Consider the following 21,936-nt stretch of genomic DNA (forward strand, 5'->3'; position numbering starts at 1 on the left):
AGCAAGGCCGGGCGCTGGCGATATTCGGCGAGGTTCAGCATGGCGGTGTCCCCTCACACGTCCAGCAGCGGGCGGTGCTTGATGTGCCGGGCGAACACGGCCATGAACTGCGGATCGACGCGCGCTCCCCACACCGCCAGCGAATGGCCGACGATCCAGAGCACCACGCCCGGAATCCACAGGTGCAGCCCCAGCCCGACAGCGGCGGCCAGCGTGCCGTTGGCGATTGCCACGGTGCGCGGTGCGCCGCCCAGCAAGATCGGCTCGGTCAGCGAGCGGTGCAAAGGCACCTCGAACCCGGCCGCGAAGGTATCCGGGCTCTTCATACGACAGCCCCACCGGAGAAACTGAAGAACGACAGGAAGAAGCTCGAAGCGGCGAAGGCGACGCTCAAGCCGAACACGATCTGGATCAGCTTGCGAAAGCCGCCCGACGTGTCGCCGAAGGCGAGCGCGAGGCCCGTGGCGATGATGATGATGACCGCGACGATGCGCGCCACCGGCCCCTGGATGGATTCGAGGATGGATTGCAGCGGCCCTTCCCAGGGCATCGAGGAGCCGGCAGCCTGCGCAGTGCCCGCAAGCAGCAGCATGAAGGCAGCGAGCATCAAGCCTTGCATGGCCGGGCGAGCCAGGCCATCCAACCGCGCGGGACTGGAGCGGCGGGAAAGCGGATTTACAGAAATACGGAAAGCATCAACGTGCGTCATGGCAGTTCTCCAGAGTTGTCAGGGGACAGAGAAGAAAGGTCGGACTGCGGCAGCAGCTCGGGAAACGGTGTTTCCAGCGCATCCGCCAGTTGGTAGCCCACGCCGTCGAAGCCATTGAGGCGGGCAATGCTCTCGATGCGGCGCTTGCGCCCGCGTCCGGCGATGTGGATCACCACGTTGACCGCCTCGGCGATCAGCGCACGGGGCGGATTCACCGCCACTTCGAGAATCAGTTGCTCCAGGCGCAGCAGCGCGCCGAGCGCGGAACCGGCGTGGATCGTGGCGATGCCGCCGGGATGACCCGTGCCCCACACCTTGATAAGATCCAGCGCCTCGGCGCCGCGCACCTCACCCACGACAACGCGATCCGGGCGCAGGCGCATGGACGAACGCACCAGCTCCGTCATGGACACCACGCCTGCGCGCGTGCGCAGCGGTACGTGGTCGCGGGCCGCGCATTGCAGCTCCACCGTATCTTCGAGCACAAGCACGCGGTCGCCCGTGGCGGCAATCTCAGCCAGCAGCGCATTGGCGAGCGTGGTCTTTCCGCTGCTGGTGGCGCCGGCGATCAAGACGTTCTGCCGCTCGCGCACGGCGCGAACGAGAAAGCCCGCCTGGGCGGCGGTCATCATCCGGTCGATGATGTACCGCTCCAGCGGGATCACGCCGATGGCCCGCTTGCGCAGCGCGAAGGCTGGCCCCGGCGCGGCAGACGGCAAGATGCCCTCGAAGCGTTCGCCGGTTTCAGGCAGTTCGGCCGACAGCAGCGGCTGGCCGCGATGCACTTCCGCGCCGACGTGGGCGGCGACAAGGCGGATGATTCGCTCGCCATCGGCCTCGGACAGCTCCACGCCCATCGGCGCGCAGCCCGAGGACAGGCGATCAATCCATAGCGTCCGGTCGGGGTTGAGCATGATTTCCACCACGTCCGGGTCTTCGAGCGCGGTGGCGATCAGCGGCCCCATCGCCGTGCGTAGCATCTGGATCCGGCGGTCCAGCGAAGTGGCGGTCATGGACTGCCCTTCAATGGAAATTCGGGCGCTCATGACGCACGCTCCCACGCCTGCGCGTCCGCTGCCGCGTCCTCCATCCGCATGGGGTCGGGATGTAGTTCCTCCACCACGTCGCGCACCAGGCTGCGCCCGCGCAGCAGGTGGCGACCCAACTGCTCCACGAACTGCTCGAAGCGCGCCTTGCCCTGGGCGCGTGCAGCGTCCTGATGCGCTTCAGGTACGGGCGTGCTCACCGTGAGGAAGTAGCGGATGAACAGCGCCAGCGTTTCGATCTGGATGTTCTGGTCGCGCTCCATGCGCTCGGCCTGGCGCGACAGGCGATCCAGCCGCTTGGCAATGGCCGCCTCGCGCTGGTCGGCAGCATCTGGCGACAGCCACGATGCGAGCGCCGCCGCGACGATGGACGACTTGGAAACGCCTTTCTTGGCGGCCAGCTCGTCCAGGCGCTTGGCGTGCTCCGGCTGGATGAACAGGTTGAGGCGGTAGTGGCTCATAGCTCGATTCCGTCGTTGGGGTTCAGCGATGCCAGCCGGGCCGTGCGCTGCATGGCTGGATCAAGCTGGCGAGGAAGGGGAAGCGGCAGGTCGTCGTCGTCGAGCAGCGCGAGGTCGGCCGCAGGCGCGGCCAGCTCGGGGGCATAGGCAACGACTTCGGAGAGTTCGGGCTGACGGCGCGGGCCACCGTCGTCGGCTGAACCCAAGTTCTCCAGGCCATCGACGGATGCCGTGGCCGGCGCGGCGGGCACGGCGGGAATCGCCAGCGCGCTCCAGTCGTCAGGCCGCGATGGCGGGGCGTCGGCGTACTGCCCGCCTGCCAGCACGAGCGGTGGGAGCACGCGGCGCTTGAAGTTGCTGTCCGCGTAGTAGCGCAGCTTCTTGGCCTTGATGGGCGCCACGCCGGACACCATCACCACGGCTTCGTCGGGCGGAAGCTGCATCACTTCGCCCGGTGTCAACAGCGGGCGCGCGGTTTCCTGGCGTGACACCATCAGGTGGCCCAGCCACGGCGCGAGCCGGTGGCCCGCATAGTTGCGCTGCGCGCGCAATTCAGTGGCCGTGCCCAGCGTTTCGGAAATGCGCTTGGCCGTGCGTTCGTCGTTGGTGGCGAACGTCACGCGCACATGGCAGTTGTCGAGGATCGAATGGTTCTGACCGTAGGCCTTGTCGATCTGGTTGAGCGACTGCGCGATGAGGAAGCTGCGGATTCCATACCCCGCCATGAAGGCCAGCGCCGTCTCGAAGAAGTCCAGGCGCCCCAGCGCTGGGAACTCGTCAAGCATCAGCAGCAGCTTGTGGCGGCGCATGATGCCGTCGCTGCCGTCGAGCGATTCGGTGAGGCGCCGCCCGATCTGGTTGAGGATCAGGCGAATGAGCGGCTTCGTCCGCGAAATGTCCGACGGCGGCACCACCAGGTACAGCGATACCGGGTGCTCCGCAGAAATCAGGTCGGCGATGCGCCAGTCGCAGCGCGACGTGACCTCGGCCACCGTGGGGTCGCGGTACAGGCCGAGGAACGACATGGCCGTGGACAACACGCCGGAGCGCTCGTTGTCCGACTTGTTGAGCACTTCGCGCGCGGCGGATGCGACAACGGGGTGCGGTGCATCGCCAAGATGCCGCGTGGTCATCATCCGGTGCAGCGTCAGCTCGAATGGGCACGACGGATCGCTGAGGAAGTTGGCAACTCCGCGCAGCGTCTTGTCCTCGCCCGCATAGAGCACATGCAGGATGGCGCCGACCAGCAGCGCGTGGCTGGTTTTCTCCCAATGGTTGCGCTTCTCCAGCGCGCCTTCGGGATCGACCAGAATGTCCGCGATGTTCTGAACGTCACGCACTTCATGCGCGCCTCGCCGCACTTCGAGCAGCGGGTTATAGGCCGCCGACTTCGCATCGGTCGGGTTGAACAGCAAACAGTGCGAGAAGCGCGAGCGCCAACCTGCGGTGATCTGCCAGTTCTCGCCCTTGATGTCGTGGATGACGGCGGATGCAGGCCAGGAAAGCAGTGTCGGCACCACCAGGCCCACGCCCTTGCCCGAGCGCGTGGGCGCGAAGGTCAGGACGTGTTCCGGGCCTTCATGGCGCAGGTACTGGCGATCGTGCTGGCCGAGAAACACACCGGTCGGCTGTGTGAGGCCGGCCTTGCGAATGTCCTGCGCGTTCGCCCAGCGTGCCGAGCCGTAGGTCGTGACCAGGCGCGATTGCCGCGAGCGCCAGACCGACATGCCAATGGCGACCAGCACAGCGACGAGCCCGCTGCCGCCCGCCATCATGCCGCCAGTGTTGAAGACTTCCGGCGCGTAGGCATCGAAGACGAACCACCACTCAAACAGCTTCCACGGGTGGTAGACCGGCGTGCCAAGAAAATCGAACCACGGCGAGCCCAAGCGTAGCTGGTAACCCAGGGCAGTGGCTGTCCATTGTGTGGCTGCCCACACTCCGGCGATCACGATGCCGAATACCACGGCGATCTGACCGAACAGCACGTTCGTCCCTTGCATGACCTGGCCTCCGATTCCTCCTACGCGGATTGCTCATAGAAGAAGCGGCACTAAGGACGTGCCACAGGCGTCAGGATCGGTGCCGGGTCAGTGCCGGTCAAAGGCCGTTATGGCGGGGATTGAGGCTGAAAGAGCCAGATTTCGCGCGGAAGCGAAAGCAATAGAAACACCACAGACGCGAGCGCGTTGCGGCGTGGTGATGTATCAGCGAGAACTTCGTGCGGTAAAACGACGACAAGGAAGTTACTTGGATTTTTGCTCAGGCCGATCACCGAAGAAGCGCCGGTTGGCGGCTTCTGCCGCACGCAAGCAGAGTTCGTCGCCGACCTTCGATCGATCTTCCCTGCATTGGCGCTGGATCTCCTTGATGCGGTCGGGATTGGCGGCGAGCGCATCCACGGTTTCCGAAGGTTGGGAGGGGCCGCATGCGGTCAGCGCAGCAACCACCATCAGCAGCATCACTTTGTTCATGGGGTCAATCCTTTCATCGAGTGGATCGTGGATTCCCGATGCTGCTCAGAGATTCTGCTGAATCAATGGAGGCCACCCGGTCGATGAATCGGGCCAACATCTCTGGAGCCTCTGTATCGCGACACAGTAGATAGGTCGTCAGCATTGGCGGTTTACCCGCCAACGGCCGAGCCACTACACCAAGCTCACGGCTGGACGCAACGTGTGCCGCTCCGGCCAAGCCCAAGGCCAGCCCGGCGGAAACCAAGGTCATCATGAGGTCAAAAGAGGCAACGTGCTGAACGATGAGCGGCTCTCGTTCGTACTTGCGCAAGATTCGATCGACCTGACGTGCATGTCCTTCGCAAATCAATGGGTCGCCCAGCACCAGCGGGTAGTGCAGAACCTCCTCCAGCGGAATCTGCTTGAAGGCCAGAACAGGATGGCGAGCGGGCACCGCCACCATCAACTCATCCTCCCAGGCAGGCGTAACCACGATGCCATCACCTACGTCTTCGGCCATCGAAAATCCTGCGTCGTATAGCTCATCGTGCAGACCCTTGATTTGTTGGGCCATCGAAACTTCGAACAACCGAACCTCGACCTCGGGGTCTTCTTCGCGGCACTGCGCAAGTAGCGCCGGCAAGCGTGATGGCGTGATGCCGTCGGACAAGGCAATGCGCAATTGCCCGTGATAGCCATTGGAGGCAGACCTGACGCTATCGCGTGCTTGCTCCAGCGCAGCGAAGATGCGCGGTACGTGCTCCAACAGCAACCGACCCGCACGGGTCAATTGCGTGCTGCGAGTAGTGCGAACGAACAGGCGCGCACCAAGGTCTTCCTCCAGTTCCTTGATGGTGCGAGACAGCGGCGATTGATCGATGTGTAACCGTTCAGCGGCCCGAGCAAAATGAAGCTCTTCCGCGACTGCGGTAAAACATCGAAGGTGGCGTAGCTCCACTTCTGTCCTTCCTAGCGTGTCAGATCATCCACGTTCCGTGGGATGCAGCCGGATGCTCCGCTCGTGTGTGAACACCAAGGACGCCGCCCTTCCAAACCGAAAATATCCACGGTGCGATGCAAGCGATTCAGCCAAGACCACATAGTAAGTGATATGTTACTTACTATGCTTCGAAAAATCAATGACTGAACTCATCGTTGGGGTGGGCAACTCCCTCTCCGGACGGAAGACGAATCAGCGGCTGTCAACCGATGCTTGGAAATATCTTTGCGCAGGATTCGCCGGATTTCGACGACGGATGCCGCGGTCTCCTGCACGCTGTGTCCGGACACGATGATTTCTTCCGACTCGGCGCCCTCCAGATGCGCGCTTCGATAGGGAACCAAACCATCGTCCGATTCAGCGAGAGGGCCGTTAGCCTGCCGCCTGGCAATGATCGAGTGATAGGACACCTGATCCGAAATCGGAAGCTCGCTCGTAGCTTTGACGAAGGGGTCGTTTTCGTCGAGTTGGTCAATGCTGTTGGGGATGTTCTGCAAGATCGTGGCCTGTGCCGTGGCCATGATCTCCGCGCGAGCCGGGAAGGCGTCGCCGAGGGTTGACAGCAGCGTCAATGGCAAGCGGATCAATCCGGCCACCCAACGCCCAAGTCCCTGCCCGGCAACCACGGTTCCACGGTGCGGTGTGGCAACGAATATCACGCGATCAACACCTGGGAATGGCTGAAAGCGCAAAAGGGGGTCAAGTTGGGAACGGGTGCTCCCAAGACGGTTCAGATCGATTCTTGGATCCGATGCAGCCCACTCCCACAGCTGCTGGTCTGCCGTGGAAACCATCAGCCGCGCCAGCAGTCCTCCCATGCTGTGCCCAATCAACACCAGCCCGTGGGAAGCCAAGGTTTCCTCTTCAGGGTCGAAGTGATGCAAAGCTGCCGCCAGAACTTGGCGGATTGCTGCATGACTGGCTGGTACAGGCATATTCGTGGGGTAATAGATCTCCCACACTTGGAATTCGCATCGCAGCTCTTCATCGGCCAGAAGCTCATTGGCAACGTTGACCCATGCTTCGGGGCTGCTCGCCAGTCCATGCACCATCACGATGATGCGCCGCCGCGGGTCGAACGGCTGCATCAGATACAGATGCGGCTGATCGATGCCACGCTCACGCCCAAACAGCCCTCGCAAGGATTGCTGGTTGAATCCCGAACGCGCCAACCATAAGCCGTAGCCAGCCGTGAAGTTACCAGCCAGTGGAACGCGTTGGCCGTGGAGTTGCAGATAGTCCTGTACCAAGGGGTCATACACACCGACGACGAGTTCACGCGAGGCAAGCAGCTCATCGACGGTGAGTGCATCAAAACGAAGCACTACTGTCACGTTGGGCGTTGGCATTTCGCTCCAGGCGGGAAATACCCCCGGGCGCTCGTTACCGGCGGAAGATTCGTCTGATTCGTCCAGTGACTTCGGATCTGCCTCCGTTACGGCCACCAATTCCGCACCCAAGCCGTCCCTGCGATAGATGCCGCGCAGGCCTTGGAATGCCAGAGCGTTCGCAGGCAGCAACTCGCGTGGCGTGGTCGCATCGTTGGGCAGCCGGGCGTTCAAGTCGACTCGCAAAGCCCAGTCACCCAAGCGCAATGTCGCTTTGGTTTCGCCAGCATGTGCACGAAGTGCTTGGTGCTGTAGGCCAAACAATTGCGTGACCGTTTTTTGCACCGCATAGTTGTACCAATCGCGCACCTGCGTCTGCCGTTCCTCAAACGCGCGCTCGCCGGGCGAGCGCCTGGTGAAAAAGAGATACGCGTAAGCGTGCCGAGCCGTCTCGATCCAGGCGGAAGTAGAAACGATGCGACTATTTGGGACTGCCGTCGAGATCGACGTGGCATGCTGCAACCAGAGTTCAGCCAGTGCCGACAGCCTCGTTTCGCCGTCCAAGTCCTTCATCATGGTCAACGCCTCGATGCAAGTGAGCGAGGTGTTCGTTGCGCAAACTCGCTCATCGAGCCCGGTCACGCGGATTGTCTGCAAGGTCGGTGCGCTGAGTTTGCCTCTGCCGAGGAGATCGCCGCGTCGTAGGGCAACGTATTCATCCGGCGTCATCGCGCGTACAGCGACAGAAGGTTTGAATTCACTGACGACCGCGCAACCACCAAGTGCAAACGCGGCGGTGATCACGATCAACCAACGCCAGAGAGATGCAAGGAGCATATGCCTCACGATCGAGAGCTGCGTACCGGCACTGCAGAATCATTACCTGAAACGAACGGAACATTGCCCGTGAAATTGCATTTCATACGCGGCTCCCTTCGCCCTGAACAAAAGCACGCTGGCGATGCGCCAAGATCAGTGCAATGGCGCATGAAGCTATTCGCGTGCGGCGCGAGTCCGAGCGACTGGTGAGCACAATCGGCACGCGCGCGCCCATCACGATCCCCGCGCTATCGGCTTGGCCCATGTATTCCAGTTGCTTGGCCAGCATGTTGCCGCTTTCCAGGTCGGGAACGACCAGGATGTCGGCTTGCCCGGCCACGGCGGACTTGATGCCCTTGACGCGCGCGGCATCGGGAGAGACGGCGTTATCAAAGGCCAGTGGCCCGTCGAGCACACCTCCGGTGATCTGGCCACGATCGGCCATCTTGCACAGTGCCGCAGCATCCAGGGTTGAAAGCATGCGCGGGTTGACGGTTTCGACCGCCGCCAGGATCGCCACCTTGGGCTCGGCAATGCCGATGGCGCGCGCCAAGTCGATGGCGTTGCGCACGATGTCGGCCTTGATTTCGAGCGTCGGAGCGATATTGATGGCGGCGTCGGTGATGATGAAGGGCCGTGGGTAGCTGGCCGTCTGCATGATGTAGCAGTGCGTCAATCGGCGCTCGGTGCGCAGGCAGGCTTCGGGCGCCAGGATGGCACCCAGGTACTCATCGCTGTGCAAGCTGCCTTTCATCAGCGCCTGCACCTCGCCCTTGCCAGCCAGCCGGGCGGCGGTGGCCGCTGCGGCGTGGCTGTGCGGCACATCGACGACCTCGCTGTCTCCCAGTTCCAACCCCGTGTCGGCCGCAACGGCACGCAACTTGGCGAGCGGCGCCACCAATACTGGCGAGATGACGCCGGCATCGCGCGCGTCCAAGGCACCCCCCAAGCTGAGCGCGTCGCAAGGGTGCACCACCGCGGTGCGAACCGGGGCCATGGTTTTGACATGGGCGATAAGACGCTCGACACCACTTGGAGGATCGGCGCGAACGCCCTCAGGGGCTTGTTCATTCATGTGATTTCTTTGCCTTGCTTGCGCCAGTTGAACGCCAGCCTGACGTACCGATGTTGTCGCTGGCCTTCACTGGCGCCCGTGCGGCTGAAGATGGCGGGCCACCATCTCGGCTCGACTGGCGCACCAGCATTACCGGAACTGGCGCGATGCGCGCTACTTGCTCCGCATCGCTGCCCAGCAGCAGCCGGTTCATGCCGCGACGTCCGTGGGTGCCCAGGATGACCAGGTCGCAATCGTTGATCTCGGTCTGATGCGCGATCTGTTCCGACACGCGTTCGGTGCCGCTTTCAAGCAGCACCGTCTCTGTGGCAATTCCTTCCCGGCGGAGCCGACTCGCAGCCTCATCCAGCAACGTCTGGCCGGCTTTGAGGAAGCGTGGGCGGACATCCTTGATGTAGACCTCGGGACGTTCGAAACCCGTGCTGTGGCGGGTTGGTTCGACGATATGCAGCAAGATCACGGTGGCGCCGCTCAGGCGTGCCAGTTCTGCCGCATGATCGAGCGCCAGGAAGGATGTGGGACTGCCGTCCAGCGGCACCAGAAATCGGGAATACATGGAACTCCTCCGGGAGGCGCTGACTGCCGCGCGGGAAACCGCCCGCAAGGGCTGCGGGCTCTCCCGACTCATGACATGTGCTGGCCACCGTTCATCGCCACGTTGCTGCCCGTCATGAAAGCAGCAGCGTCACTGGCGATGAAGGCCACCAGCGCCGCGATCTCATCCGGCTGGCCGAGGCGACCCACCGGAATCGCTTCGATGACCTTCTGGCGCACGTCCTCGCGCACCGCCATCACCATTTCGGTGGCCAGATAGCCTGGCGAGACGGTGTTGACCGTCACGCCCTTGCGTGCCACCTCCTGCGCCAGCGCCTTGGTGAAGCCATGCACGCCAGCCTTGGCCGCCGAGTAATTGGTCTGGCCGAACTGACCCTTGCTGCCGTTGATGGACGAGACGTTGACGATGCGCCCCCAGCCACGCTCCACCATCGGATCGATGAATGGCTTGGTGACATTGAACATGGAGTCCAGGTTGGTGCGCAGCACGGCGTCCCAGCCGGCCTTGTCCATCTTGCGCAGGGTCGCGTCGCGGGTGATGCCGGCGTTGTTCACCAGGATGTCAACGTGGTGGCCGTCCGCCTGAATCTGACGCGCCAAGGCCTGGGTCGATTCCCAGTCGCCGACATCGACGCCGTAGGCCGTGAACCGGTAGCCTTTGGTGTCCTGCGCGTCAAGCCAGGCGGCGACCTTCTCGTTGCCGAGCGTGTGCGTGATGATGACGCGGTGGCCCGCGTCGTCCAGCGCGCGGGCAATGGCCGCGCCAAGGCCGCGATTGCCGCCAGTGACCAGGGCGGTTCGTCCCGAACTGCTCATATGCGCCTCCTCACTTTTTGGCCTTGCCCTGAGGCGCGGCGCCTGGCGCAGTCCAGGGCTGCGTCCATTGCTGAAAAAACTGCGCGAAAGAGGCTGTGCCGCCGCTGGCGCCGAATACCTCGGAGACAGATGCCTGCCAGGTGGTCAGCGCTTCGCGCAGGCCATCGGCGAATGCCGCCTGGCTCTTGGCAGCAGCCCGGCCGACCGCCTGTGTGTCGCCCATACGGCCTTGGCACAGGCGCCAGAACACCTCGGACGGCAAGGTGGCAAGCGCCTGCCAGTCCGCTGCCTGTTGGAGGTTCTGGATGCGCGAGGTGGTCTCCAGCACGCCACCGGCACTGAGCTGCTGCATGGCTTCGAGCCAGTGGTGGCCGCTTTCTTGAAGCAAGCGGGTGATCTGAAGCTGCAACTCGGCATTGGCCTTGTAGAGTTGGATGGGCAGTTCGCTGTTCATGTCAATGCTCCACGGTCATGATGTGCCCCTCCGGGGCGGGTGTAGGCCATGGCTGCGCAACGGCCCGATGAAAGTTGAGGGTGTATTCTTGGCGGTGTTTTGTCCTGTCATCGCATGGCCACATAGGTTCCCGGCGCATCGCCAAGCGGTGCTTGCGTCCCGCCCATGGCAGGCGGCGCGACGCGCCCGGCAGAGCGCTGGGCCAGCCATTGCTGCCATGCCGGCCACCAGGAGCCTTCGTTCATCGGGGTCTCGGCACGCCACAGTTGCGGATCGATATAGCGATCGCCGGCCGCACGGGTCGCAATCTGGAAGCTGCGCCGGGGGTGTCCCGGCTCGCTGACGACGCCGGCGTTGTGCCCCCCGCTGGTGAGAACAAAGGTCAGTTCCGCATCGCTGAGCAGGTGCATCTTGTACACGGACGGCCAGGGGGCGACGTGATCGCGCACCGTGCCGACGATGAACATGGGCACCTCGATGTCGGCCAGCGCCACGGGTCTCCCGCCGACGCGGTAGCGCCCCTCGGCCAGGTCGTTGTCCAGATACAGGCGCCGCAGGTACTCGCTGTGCATGCGGTACGGCATGCGGGTCACGTCGGCATTCCAGGCCATCAGGTCATTGAAGGTCTGACGCTCACCCAACAGGTATTCGCGCACCCGTCGCGACCAGATCAGGTCGCGTGAGTTGAGCATCTGGAACGCGCCAGCCATCTGCTTGCCGTCGAGATAGCCCTTGTCCCACATACCGGCTTCCAGCCATGCCAGTTGACTGTCGTCGATGAAAAGCGCGATCTCGCCCGACTCGCGGAAATCAGTCTCCGATGCCAGCAGCGTCAGGCTTTGCAGACGCTCGTCGCCATCGCGCGCCATCGCGGCGGCGGCGATCGCGAGCAAGGTGCCGCCCAGGCAATAGCCGACCGCCTGCACCTTGCGTTCGGGCACGATGGCCGTGACCGCATCCAATGCGTCCATGACCCCCAGCCAGCGGTAGTCCTCCAGGCCGAGGTCACGATCGGCCGCCGTCGGGTTCTTCCATGAAAGGATGAACACCGTGTGCCCCTGATCGACCAGGTACTTCACCATCGAGTTGTGCGGCGACAGGTCGAGGATGTAGTACTTCATGATCCAGGACGGCACGATCAGTACCGGCTCCGCATGCACATCCGGCGTCGTGGGTGAGTACTGGATCAACTCGATCAGGTGGTTTCGAAACACCACCTTGCCTGGGGTGACCGCCACGTCCTTGCCGACCTCGAACCCTTCGACCCCTGCAGGCGCATCGTCGAGCGCGAGGCGCCTTGCATCTTCCAGAAAGTTCATGGCGCCGCGCCACAGGTTTGCGCCCCCGCTTTGCGTGATGGCGTGCAGCACCTCGGGGTTGGTCCAGATGAAATTCGAAGGCGACCACATGTCCAGCCACTGCCGCCCGGCGAAAGTGACCATGTTCTCGTGATGGCGCGACACGCCACGCACGCCCGTGGTGGCGTTGTGCCACCACTGCTGCTGCAGCAAAAAGCCCTGGTGAATCACGTTGAAGGGCCACTGCTGCCAAGCCGGGGCGGCAAAGCGCCGATCCTGCTCCAGCGGTTCGATGCAGGTCGGGCAGTCGTGCGCACTGGCAACGCGCAAGGCATAGCGCGCAAGGCGCTGCTGCTTGTGCAAACCCTTTTCGATCAAGCTGCGTTGCTTGCCTGGTGAAAGGCTCAGGTGCAACGCCCAGTCGTACCAGGCCAGCAGGCCGGCCGCCGGTGACAGCCCACCCGTGCTGCGCGCCCGCCAGGCGTTCGCAAGCGTATCCAGGGTGTCAGGGCGACAGGCTTCGGGCTGCGCCAGATCGGCCTTGCCGTGTGTTGCGACGTTGCTCATCTCCAACCCTTCATTTAGCGAGTAACATATTACTATCTTATCGCTTACAGGAAAAGTTGCAAGCCTTCCGCAGGGGCGCCAAATTTTTCAGCCACCCAAAGCTCAATCACTACCGCTGCTGATGCTGCAGTCCGACGATCAAGCACTTTTCGATCTGTCTGGAAGGCCATACAGCTTCTTGAGTTGCATCAAGTTGACCGATCCGCTCTCCCCAGGAAAGGGCCCACAGTCCTGCCTCACCCGACAAGTTTCCGATCTTGCATCATGGTCATTTTGCGTGTTACGATAGTAATAGATCACTAACTACATGGAGTCCGAATCGTGAGTCAACGCCCCCAATACCTGTCCGCCGAAGATCGGCGTGCGGCCACAGTGCAAGCCGTGGTTGATCTGGCAGCCGAGCAGAACCCGGCCGAGATCACGACCACGGCGATTGCCGACCGAATGGGCCTGACACAGGGCGCGCTGTTTCGCCACTTCCCCACCAAGGAAGCCATCGTGGAAGCCACGATGTCGTGGGTCGGCGAACGTCTTCTGGTCAGCGTGGACAAGGCGGCCGAGGGCGCCGCATCTCCCGCCGCAGCGCTCGAAGCGATGTTCATCACGCACATCGACTTCGTGTCCAAGCACCCGGGCGTGCCACGCATGTTGTTCGGAGAGTTGCAGCGCTCTGGCGAAACGCTCGCCAAGCGCATGGTGCAAACCCTGATCCGCCAGTACGAGCAGCGCCTGCGTCGCCTGATGGAAGCGGGCAAGGCGCAGGGCGAGCTGAGCGCGGAGCTGGACGTGGACGCCGCCGCCGTGCTGTTCATCGGCACGATCCAGGGACTGGTCATGCAGTCCTTGCTGGCCGGCAAGGTCAGCCGGATTCGTCGCGATGCGCCCGCCGTGTTCGCCATCTATCGCCGTGGCATCGAAAGCGGCACATGAAGCGCCCGTCCAGTCCACAAGCGGCACGACGATCCAGCAAACCCTCCAAAGAACCGGGAGCCATGAACATGACTGCACACAGCGGGCGCGGAATCTGGATGCGTGTGATCGCCCTGATTGCCATCGCATTTGGTCTGCTGACCATCAGGGAAGGCGGCGCCGTTCTGTTTTTTGACGGCGCGGCGCGTGCCGCAGCCGGAAGCTACGTGCCGTTCGTGCTCTGGTTCAACTTCCTGGCCGGGTTTGCCTACGTCATCGCTGGCGCCGGATTGTGGATGCGCCGGCGCTGGGCCGCATGGATGTCGATGGCTATCGCGGTGGCAACGGCGCTCGTATTCCTGGCCTTCGGAGTGCATGTGGCGCTGGACGGCGCTTGGGAGCGGCGCACGCTCATTGCCATGACGCTGCGTACGTTGGTGTGGGTTGGCATTGCGGCCATGGCTTGGCGTCGATCAACAGCGCATGCACCGACCACGCGCGAGCACTGAGCATCTCTTTCCAGTGGAAACCCATCAATGACAACTCCGAACCTCCCTACAAGAAAAGCCCGTTGGGCCGTGATCATTGTTGCCCTGCTCGCCCTTGGCGGTGCACTGGCGTTCTGGTTCACGCGCGGCCATGACAACCAGGATGCATTGCGCCTCTATGGCAACGTCGACATCCGCGAGGTTCAACTGGCTTTCCGCCAGCCCGGGCGCATCACGCAAATGACTTTCGATGAGGGTGATGTCGTCACCGCCGGCGCGCGCCTGGCCACGCTCGACGCGCAGCCATATCAAGACGCCCTTGCAGCCGCGCAAGCCCAGGTGCAGGTGGCCCAGGCCGAGCTGGCCAAGCTGCGCCGCGGCCTGCGGCCGCAGGAAATCACCCAGGCACGCGAGGCGCTCAGACAAGCGCAGGCGCAGGCGCTTGACGCCGAGCGCAACTTCCAGCGCCAGAGCAGCCTGTTGGCGTCGGGCGCCAGCAGCCAGCGCACGGTCGATGCCGCACGCACTGCCAGGGATCAGGCGGCCGCGGGTGTCGAATCCGCCAAGGCCGCCCTGTCGCAGGCATCCGAAGGCTTTCGCAAGGAAGACATTGAGGCAGCGCAGGCTCGCCTTGCAGCCGCGCAGGCAGCCGCGGCGCAAGCCACCACTTCCCTGGCGGACACCGAACTGACGGCACCCAGCAACGGCACCATCATCGCGCGGGTGCGCGAGCCCGGCAGCATGGTGGCCAGCCAGAGCACGGTCTACAGCCTGAGTCTGGACAAGCCCGTGTACGTGCGCGCCTACGTGGGCGAACGGGATCTGGGCCGCATCGCACCGGGCACCGTGGTGCACGTCAGGAGCGATTCCGGGGAAAAGGTCTATCGCGGCCAGGTCGGCTTCATCTCGCCGCGCGCCGAGTTCACGCCAAAGACGGTGGAGACAACGGACTTGCGCACGGATCTGGTGTACCGCCTGCGCATCGTCATCGACGAGGCCGACAGCGATGCCGCCCTGCGCCAGGGCATGCCGGTGACGATCGCGGTCGATGCCAAGCCGGTCTCCGGCGCGCGCGCGGGGGAGCGTTGAGATGCAGGCAGACACCGCCATGGCCGCCACGCCGGCAAGCGCTGTCGCCGCTGCCGCCGTCGTCATCGAAGGGGTGGACAAGCATTTCGGCAAGGTGCAGGCCCTGCGCAGCTTGAGCGCGCACATCCACTACGGACGGCTGACGGGCCTGGTCGGCCCGGACGGCGCCGGCAAGACGACGCTGATGCGCATTCTGACCGGCCTGCTGGTGCCCAACGCCGGTCGCGTCACCCTGGCTGGCTTTGACGTGGTCAAGGACAACGACGCCATCCATGTCGCCAGCGGTTATATGCCGCAGCGCTTCGGCCTGTACGAAGACCTGTCGGTGATGGAGAACATGCGCCTGTATGCGCAGCTGCGCGGCATGGACGCGGATCGCAATGCCGATCTGTTTGCCGAGTTGCTGGACTTCACGCGGCTTGGGCCCTTTACCAAACGCTTGGCCGGCAAGCTCTCCGGCGGCATGAAGCAAAAGTTGGGGCTGGCCTGTGCGCTGATGGCGCGGCCCAAGGTGCTGCTGCTGGACGAGCCCGGCGTGGGCGTCGATCCGGTCAGCCGGCAGGATTTGTGGCGCATGGTGCAGGCACTGACCGATGAGGGCATGGCCGTGGTCTGGTCCACCGCCTACCTCGACGAGGCCGAGCGCTGCGAGAGCGTGCTGCTGTTGAACCAGGGGCAGCTCCTGTTCGATGGTCCACCGCAGCAACTCACCGCGCAACTTGAAGGCCGCAGCTTTCGCCTGGAAAACGTCGGCGCCGAGCGCCGGGCGGTTCTGACCGAGGCACTCGATCTGGAGAGCGTGAGCGACGGAGTGATCCAGGGCGCCGGGGTGCGGGTGGTGCTGCGCGAAGGTGCGCAGGTCAGCCAAATCCAGTCGCTGGCTGATCGGGCGCGAGTAGCGCTGGCGCCGGTACCCGCCCGCTTTGAAGATGCCTTCATCGATTTGCTCGGCGGCGGGCCCGGCGGCACCTCAACCTTGGCCGAACGGCTGTCACCGGTCGAACTGGGCTCCGAAATAGCCGTCTCCTGCCGCAATCTGACCAAGCGTTTCGGTGAGTTCACCGCCACCGACCAGGTCAGCTTCGAGGTGCAAAAGGGCGAAATCTTCGGTCTGCTCGGCCCCAATGGCGCCGGCAAGTCCACCACCTTCAAGATGCTGTGCGGCCTGTTGAAACCCACTGCTGGTGAAGCGCATGTGGTGGGCCATGATCTGCGCCGCGCCACCGGTGCAGCCAAGGGCCGGCTCGGCTACATGGCGCAGAAATTCTCGCTCTACGGTCTGCTGTCGGTGCAGCAGAACCTGGAATTTTCGGCCGGCGTTTACGGGCTGGAAGGCAACACCCGGCGCGAGCGCATTGCCGAGATGATCGAGACCTTCGATCTGGGGGAGTGGCTGTCCGCCACGCCCGATTCCCTGCCGCTGGGGCACAAGCAGCGCCTGGCGCTGGCCTGCTCGCTCATGCATCGGCCACCCGTGCTGTTCCTCGATGAGCCTACTTCGGGCGTGGACCCGATCACCCGGCGCGAGTTCTGGACCCACATCAACGGCCTGGCGCGCAAGGGCGTGACCATCATGGTCACCACCCACTTCATGGACGAGGCCGAATACTGCGACCGCGTCGCCATGCTCTCGCGCGCACGCCTGATCGCGTTGGACACGCCCGATGCGCTCAAGCGCGCCGCAGCCAATGTCGAACACCCCGACCCGACCATGGAGGACGCCTTCATTCACCTGGTGGAATCTGCCGACCGCGAGATGGAGGCCGCCGCATGAACGCTGTAGCACAACGCAAGGAAGGGGCTGCTTTGGAGCCGAGCGATTTGCGCCGCTTTGACCTGCGGCGGCTGATGGCCCTGGTCACCAAGGAAAGCTATCAGGCGCTGCGCGACCCCTCGACGCTCTTGATCGCCTTCGTGCTGCCGGTGGTGTTGCTGCTGCTGTTCGCCTATGCGGTGTCGCTGGATGCCAAGGAGGTCCGCGTCGGCGTCGTGCTGGAGTCGCCCGGTGCATCGGCGCAGTCGCTGGCCGCTGCCTTCTCGGGCACCCGCTTCTTGAAGACGCAATTCGCCCACGACCGGCGCGAGGTGGCAGACCAGCTCGTCTCCGGTGCGCTGCGCGGCTACGTCGTCATTCCGCAGGATTTCGAGCAGCGCCTGGCCCAGCGCGGAGCAGAACCGCTGGTGCAAATCATCACCGATGGCTCCTATCCCAACACCGCCAACTACGTCGAGAACTACGCCCGCGGCGTGGTGCAGACCTGGCGTGCCGGGCTGGATGTCGCGGCACCCGCGCAATCCGTCGTGCTGGAGCCACGCTACTGGTTCAACCCCGAGCTGGAAAGCCGTCGCGCGCTGATTCCCGGGGCCATTGCCATCGTCATGACCATCATCGGCACCATGCTGACCGCGCTGGTGGTGGCGCGCGAATGGGAGCGCGGCACCATGGAAGCGGTGCTGTCCACGCCCGCGTCGGTGGCCGAAATCCTGATCGGCAAGCTGCTGCCGTACTTCGTGCTCGGCATGCTGTCCACGCTGGGCGCGGCGGCCTTAGCCGTGTTCGTGTTCGGCGTGCCGATGCGCGGCTCTCTGGCGGCGCTGCTGCTCTTGTCGGCGGTGTTCATGGTGCCGGCGCTGGGCCAGGGCCTCTTGATTTCGTCGCTGGCGCGCAACCAGTTCCTGGCGGCGCAGATCGCCCTGTTCACGGGCTTTCTGCCGGCCTTCATGCTCTCAGGCTTTCTGTACGAGATCGATGCGATGCCAGCGCCGATCCGCGCCATCACTCGGGCGGTTCCGGCGCGCTACTTCGTCGATTCGCTCAAGACCGTGTTCCTGGCCGGCGACATCTGGGCCGTCTTCCTGCCCAACCTGGCGGCCATGGCGGCGATTGGGGCGCTGTTTTTCCTGATCGCCAAGCGCGCCACGCGCAAGAACCTGGAGTGACGCGATGTTGACCTCTGCCTTCTCGTTCACCCGCCTGCGCGCCCAATTCATCAAGGAAGTGCTCAGCGTGCTGCGCGACCCGCGCAGCCGCATGGTGGTATTCGTACCGCCGATCCTGCAACTGCTGGTATTCGCCTTTGCAGCCACACTGGAAGTGCGCAACGTCGACATCGCCGTCTACAACCAGGACGCCGGGCGTTGGTCGCACGAACTGGTGCAGCGCCTGGACAGCGCCCGCTTCATCACCCACGTGCGGCACGTGGACAGCCAGCGGCTGTTGCACGAGATGATCGACCGCGGCGAGGTGATCGCCGCGCTCGCCATTCCCGTGGATTTCTCGCGCACCATCGCCGCCGGCGACAGCGGCCGCGCCCAGGTTCTGGTCGATGGCCGGCGCAGCAACTCGGGCCAGATCACCGTCGCCTACCTGTCCACCATCGCCGCCGATGTCGGCGCCGAGGTCGTGCCCGACGCGCAGGCGCCGACGCCCGTGGTCGTGCGCCACTGGTTCAACCCCAACCTGGTCTACCGCTGGTTCATCGTGCCTGGGCTCACGGGCATCCTGGCGCTGTTCAGCGCGCTGCTCATCACCTCGCTGTCGATCGCGCGCGAACGCGAACTGGGCACCTTCGACCAGTTGCTGGTATCGCCCACCTCGACGCCGGAGATCATTGTTTCCAAGTCGCTGCCTGCGCTGGCGATCGGCACGCTCTTGGGCCTGTTCATGATCAGCGCCGGCGTGTTCCTGTTCGGCATCCCGTTCACCGGCTCGTTCGCGCTGCTGCTCGCCAGCCTGGTGCTGTTCATCCTGTCGGTGGTCGGCATCGGCCTGATGATTTCCGCAGTCAGCATGACCCAGCAGCAGGCCATCCTGGGGGCGTTCGCCATTGGCGTGCCGGCGGTGCTGATGTCGGGCTTTGCGACGCCGGTGGAAAACATGCCGCTCGTCCTGCAGTGGCTGGCCCAGGCCATTCCGCTGACCCACTTCCTCATCATCGTCGAAGGCAGCTTCCTCAAGGCCATGCCGCCCGGCGACATTCTCGCCAGCCTCTGGCCGCTGGCGCTCATCGCCCTCGCCACGCTGACGATGGCCACCGTATTCGTCCGAGGACGCCTGCAATGAAAACCAAAACCCGCCACCTCTCCTCGCGCACGCCAGCCGCACCGCCGGCGTCCAGGCGCTTGCGCCCGCTCGGGCTGGCCCTGTCCTGCGTGCTGCTGACCGCCTGTGCGGCCGTGGGCCCCGACTACCGCGAGCCGCCTCCTGTGGACATCGGCAGCGGTTGGACCTTGCCTCTGGCGAGCGAATCGCAGTCCGCGGACCTGGCCCGCTGGTGGTCCGCGTTGGACGACCCCATCCTTGACCGCCTGATGGGCACGGCACTGGCACAGAACCTGGATCTGCGCCAAGCCGCGGCACGCATCGACGAGGCGCGCGCCCTGCGCGACCGCGTGGCTGGCGACCAGATGCCCACCGTGAGCGCGGGCACCAGCGTGAACCGACGCGGGCAAAGCAAGAACGGCCCCTTGCCCGTGGGCTCGATTCCCGGCATGGACGCCACCCAGACCATCTACGATGCGGGCTTCGATGCGGCCTGGGAGGCCGATCTATTCGGCGCCAAGCGCCGCGCCCTGGAAGGCGCCAGCGCCCGCCTGCAAGCCACCGAAGTCGAAGCACAGGGTGTGCGCATGCGCATCGTGGCCGAGGTCGCACGCACCTGGTTCACCGCCGTTGGTGCTGGATACGAACTGCATGCACAACAAGCCACGCTGGATACGCTGCAGCAGACCTTGGAGCTGGTGCGCCTGCGGCATGCATTGGGCGACGCATCCGCCGCCGATGTGGAGGCGGCTTATGCGCAGTGGACTGCCGTCAACGCACTGCTGCCGGACATCCAGGCCCGCCAGCGCGCCGCGGTGCTGGGCCTGGGCGTGCTCTTGGGCGCTCCACCGGAGCGTGAACTGGCATTGCTCGACGGCCCCTTGGCACCGTGCACGCTGCGGGCCCTGCCGGTGGGCGAACGTGCTGATCTTCTGCGCCGCCGCCCTGACGTGCTGGCCGCGGAACGGCGTCTGGCGGCGAGTTCTGCCGACATCGGCGTGGCCACGGCCGAGCTGTTCCCCAAGCTCTCCATCGGTGTCGGCGGCGGGTTTCAGGCGCTCAGCACGGGCAACTGGTTCGATGCATCCAGTTCACGGTTTTCCATCCTGCCGCTGATTTCCTGGCGTCTGTTCGATGGTGGCCGCGTGCGTGCCGAGATTCGGGCACGCGAGGCCGCCGAGCAGCAGGCGGCGTTGGCCTATGAGCAGGCGGTGTTGGCGGCGCTGGGTGACGCCGAGCGTGCGCTGGGCGACTACCACGGCGGGCTGGACACGTTGGAGCGCCGTGCCATGGCCCTGGATGCGGCACGAACCAGCTACGGCTACGCCAAGGCTCGCTACGCCGCGGGCGATGTTGCACTGGTGGAGCTGCTGGCCGCCCAGCGCAGCCTGCACGAAGCCGAGACTGCGGCCGCACGTGCGCATACCAGCGCCGCCGTGCAATTGGTGGCGCTGTACAAGGCGCTCGGGGGCGGCTGGGAGGTATCCAACATGACGCCAAGCGCCGCCCATTCGCCTACAGGCGCCGCCGCACCCACGCCTCGTGCAAGTCGCTCCGGCATGCCTGCAAGCGCCGCCGCGACGGAACACCTCACAAGCCAAAGCGCGGAACGCGAAACCCTTACTCACTTGATCATCAACAGGCCAACCGAAGGAGCCAAGCCATGACCACCACCGCCTTTTTCATTCCGCCCGTGAACCTGATGGGCGCGGGCTGTCTTCGTGATGCAGCCAAGGCCATCCAGTCCTATGGCTTCAGGAAAGCGCTGATCGTGACCGACCTTCCCTTGGTTCGTCTCGGACTGGTCGGCAACGTGCGCGACCTTCTTGCCAGCCACGGCGTGGATACCCTGGTTTTTCATGGAGTGCAGCCCAACCCGACGACCAAGAACGTGGCCGATGGGCTGAAGCAACTGCGCGACAACGATTGTGATTTCGTCATCTCGCTCGGCGGCGGTTCGCCGCACGACTGCGCCAAGGGAATCGCATTGGTCGCTGCCAATGGCGGAACGATCAAGGACTACGAGGGACTTGACCAGTCGGCCAAGCCGCAGCTGCCCTTGGTGGCGATCAACACCACGGCTGGAACGGCCAGCGAAATGACGCGCTTTTGCATCATCACCGACGAGGCGCGCCACGTGAAGATGGCGATCGTCGACAAGCACACGACGCCCATTCTCTCGGTCAACGACCCCGAGCTGATGCTGCTCAAACCCGCCAGCTTGACCGCCGCCACCGGCATGGATGCCCTTACGCACGCGGTGGAGGCCTATGTTTCAACCATTGCCACGCCGATCACCGATGCCTGCGCACTCAAGGCCGTGGCATTGATAAGCCAATGGCTGCGCAAGGCGGTGGCTGACGGGCGAAACGTCGAAGCGCGCGAACAGATGGCCTATGCGCAGTTCCTCGCCGGCATGGCCTTCAACAATGCCTCGCTGGGCTACGTGCACGCCATGGCGCATCAACTGGGCGGCTTCTACGACCTGCCGCACGGTGTGTGCAACGCCGTCCTGCTGCCGCACGTGCAGGCCTACAACAAGCAGGTCGCTGCGGGACGCCTCGCCGACATCGCCCGCGCGATGGGGGAAAAGACCGATGGCCTGGGCGACGAGGCCGCCGCGGATCTGTGCCTATTGGCGATTCGCCAATTGTCCGCCGACATCGGCATTCCCCACGGGCTGTCACAGCTTGGCGTTCAGGCCAAGGACTTTCCCACCCTGGCCACCAATGCGCTCAAGGACGCGTGCGGACTGACCAATCCAATACAGGCGTCGCACGAGGAAATCAGTGCCATTTTCGCGGCGGCCATGTAGCCGTCGGCG

The 21,936-nt window shown here is 64.3% G+C and carries 20 protein-coding genes and 1 pseudogene; 8 read left to right on the forward strand and 13 right to left on the reverse strand.

Going from position 1 to position 21,936, the window contains the following annotated elements; genetic code table 11:
- Nucleotides 1-53: 53 nt before the first annotated feature.
- The 13 genes and pseudogenes from K320_RS0116330 to K320_RS0116390 form a co-directional block, all read right to left on the reverse strand.
- Nucleotides 54-326: a VirB3 family type IV secretion system protein gene (locus K320_RS0116330; RefSeq protein ID WP_024539894.1), complete on the reverse strand. Its 273-nt coding sequence runs from the start codon at nt 324-326 to the stop codon at nt 54-56.
- Entirely contained in the window at nt 323-709 is a 387-nt protein-coding gene (locus K320_RS0116335) for a TrbC/VirB2 family protein (protein ID WP_024539895.1), read from the reverse strand. The genes K320_RS0116330 and K320_RS0116335 overlap by 4 nt, the downstream gene beginning before the upstream one ends.
- The gene (gene trbB / locus K320_RS0116340; RefSeq protein ID WP_029696260.1) at nt 706-1,755 is read right to left on the reverse strand and encodes a P-type conjugative transfer ATPase TrbB; all 1,050 of its coding nucleotides are present in this window, start codon (nt 1,753-1,755) and stop codon (nt 706-708) included. The genes K320_RS0116335 and trbB overlap by 4 nt, the downstream gene beginning before the upstream one ends.
- Nucleotides 1,752-2,216, reverse strand: coding sequence for a ribbon-helix-helix protein, CopG family (locus K320_RS0116345; protein ID WP_024539897.1), 465 nt, complete (start codon nt 2,214-2,216; stop codon nt 1,752-1,754). The genes trbB and K320_RS0116345 overlap by 4 nt, the downstream gene beginning before the upstream one ends.
- Complete coding sequence (locus tag K320_RS0116350; protein WP_024539898.1) at nt 2,213-4,219, reverse strand: conjugal transfer protein TraG; 2,007 nt, start codon at nt 4,217-4,219, stop codon at nt 2,213-2,215. Before K320_RS0116350 ends, K320_RS0116345 begins: the two co-directional genes overlap by 4 nt.
- A gap of 243 nt (nt 4,220-4,462) precedes the next feature.
- Entirely contained in the window at nt 4,463-4,690 is a 228-nt protein-coding gene (locus K320_RS0116355; RefSeq protein WP_013519655.1) for an EexN family lipoprotein, read from the reverse strand.
- 13 nt (nt 4,691-4,703) lie between these two features.
- A complete protein-coding gene (locus K320_RS0116360; RefSeq protein WP_013519656.1) occupies nt 4,704-5,630 on the reverse strand; it encodes a LysR family transcriptional regulator in 927 nt (308 codons plus the stop codon).
- A gap of 191 nt (nt 5,631-5,821) precedes the next feature.
- Nucleotides 5,822-7,804: an esterase/lipase family protein gene (locus K320_RS0116365; RefSeq protein WP_342667238.1), complete on the reverse strand. Its 1,983-nt coding sequence runs from the start codon at nt 7,802-7,804 to the stop codon at nt 5,822-5,824.
- A 115-nt stretch (nt 7,805-7,919) separates the two neighbouring features.
- Nucleotides 7,920-8,954 (reverse strand): annotated as a pseudogene (locus K320_RS0116370) (bifunctional enoyl-CoA hydratase/phosphate acetyltransferase); the annotation flags it as partial.
- Nucleotides 8,887-9,450, reverse strand: a complete 564-nt coding sequence (locus K320_RS0116375; RefSeq protein WP_013519659.1) for a universal stress protein — start codon at nt 9,448-9,450, stop codon at nt 8,887-8,889. The pseudogene K320_RS0116370 and the gene K320_RS0116375, both read right to left, overlap by 68 nt.
- 68 nt (nt 9,451-9,518) lie before the next feature.
- On the reverse strand, nt 9,519-10,265 hold the full coding sequence (gene phbB / locus K320_RS0116380) for an acetoacetyl-CoA reductase (RefSeq protein ID WP_024539901.1): 747 nt from the start codon (nt 10,263-10,265) through the stop codon (nt 9,519-9,521).
- 10 nt (nt 10,266-10,275) lie between these two features.
- Nucleotides 10,276-10,719: a hypothetical protein gene (locus K320_RS0116385; RefSeq protein WP_013519661.1), complete on the reverse strand. Its 444-nt coding sequence runs from the start codon at nt 10,717-10,719 to the stop codon at nt 10,276-10,278.
- A gap of 107 nt (nt 10,720-10,826) precedes the next feature.
- Nucleotides 10,827-12,584 (reverse strand): PHA/PHB synthase family protein, encoded by a 1,758-nt coding sequence (locus tag K320_RS0116390; protein ID WP_015912935.1) that lies wholly within the window; start codon nt 12,582-12,584, stop codon nt 10,827-10,829.
- A gap of 321 nt (nt 12,585-12,905) precedes the next feature.
- On the opposite strand from K320_RS0116390, the gene K320_RS0116395 reads away from it, so the two are divergent.
- The 8 genes from K320_RS0116395 to yiaY all read left to right on the forward strand — a co-directional run bounded on the left by K320_RS0116395 (nt 12,906) and on the right by yiaY (nt 21,927).
- Complete coding sequence (locus tag K320_RS0116395) at nt 12,906-13,514, forward strand: TetR/AcrR family transcriptional regulator (RefSeq protein ID WP_013519663.1); 609 nt, start codon at nt 12,906-12,908, stop codon at nt 13,512-13,514.
- Between the two features lie 62 nt (nt 13,515-13,576).
- Nucleotides 13,577-14,002 (forward strand): hypothetical protein, encoded by a 426-nt coding sequence (locus K320_RS0116400; protein WP_425294492.1) that lies wholly within the window; start codon nt 13,577-13,579, stop codon nt 14,000-14,002.
- A gap of 27 nt (nt 14,003-14,029) precedes the next feature.
- Nucleotides 14,030-15,070 (forward strand): secretion protein HlyD, encoded by a 1,041-nt coding sequence (gene hlyD, locus K320_RS0116405; RefSeq protein WP_013519665.1) that lies wholly within the window; start codon nt 14,030-14,032, stop codon nt 15,068-15,070.
- 1 nt (nt 15,071) lies between these two features.
- Nucleotides 15,072-16,844: an ATP-binding cassette domain-containing protein gene (locus K320_RS0116410; RefSeq protein ID WP_013519666.1), complete on the forward strand. Its 1,773-nt coding sequence runs from the start codon at nt 15,072-15,074 to the stop codon at nt 16,842-16,844.
- Nucleotides 16,841-18,010: an ABC transporter permease gene (locus K320_RS0116415; protein ID WP_013519667.1), complete on the forward strand. Its 1,170-nt coding sequence runs from the start codon at nt 16,841-16,843 to the stop codon at nt 18,008-18,010. Before K320_RS0116410 ends, K320_RS0116415 begins: the two co-directional genes overlap by 4 nt.
- 4 nt (nt 18,011-18,014) lie before the next feature.
- Nucleotides 18,015-19,133, forward strand: coding sequence for an ABC transporter permease (locus K320_RS0116420; RefSeq protein ID WP_013519668.1), 1,119 nt, complete (start codon nt 18,015-18,017; stop codon nt 19,131-19,133).
- Nucleotides 19,130-20,779: an efflux transporter outer membrane subunit gene (locus K320_RS0116425; protein WP_024539902.1), complete on the forward strand. Its 1,650-nt coding sequence runs from the start codon at nt 19,130-19,132 to the stop codon at nt 20,777-20,779. Before K320_RS0116420 ends, K320_RS0116425 begins: the two co-directional genes overlap by 4 nt.
- Nucleotides 20,776-21,927 carry an L-threonine dehydrogenase gene (gene yiaY, locus K320_RS0116430; protein ID WP_013519670.1) on the forward strand — a complete coding sequence of 384 codons (1,152 nt, stop codon included), beginning with the start codon at nt 20,776-20,778 and terminating at the stop codon, nt 21,925-21,927. The genes K320_RS0116425 and yiaY overlap by 4 nt, the downstream gene beginning before the upstream one ends.
- The last annotated feature ends 9 nt before the right edge of the window (nt 21,928-21,936 follow it).

It is taken from the genome of Comamonas badia DSM 17552 (assembly GCF_000484635.1).
GTDB lineage: Bacteria > Pseudomonadota > Gammaproteobacteria > Burkholderiales > Burkholderiaceae_C > Comamonas_C > Comamonas_C badia.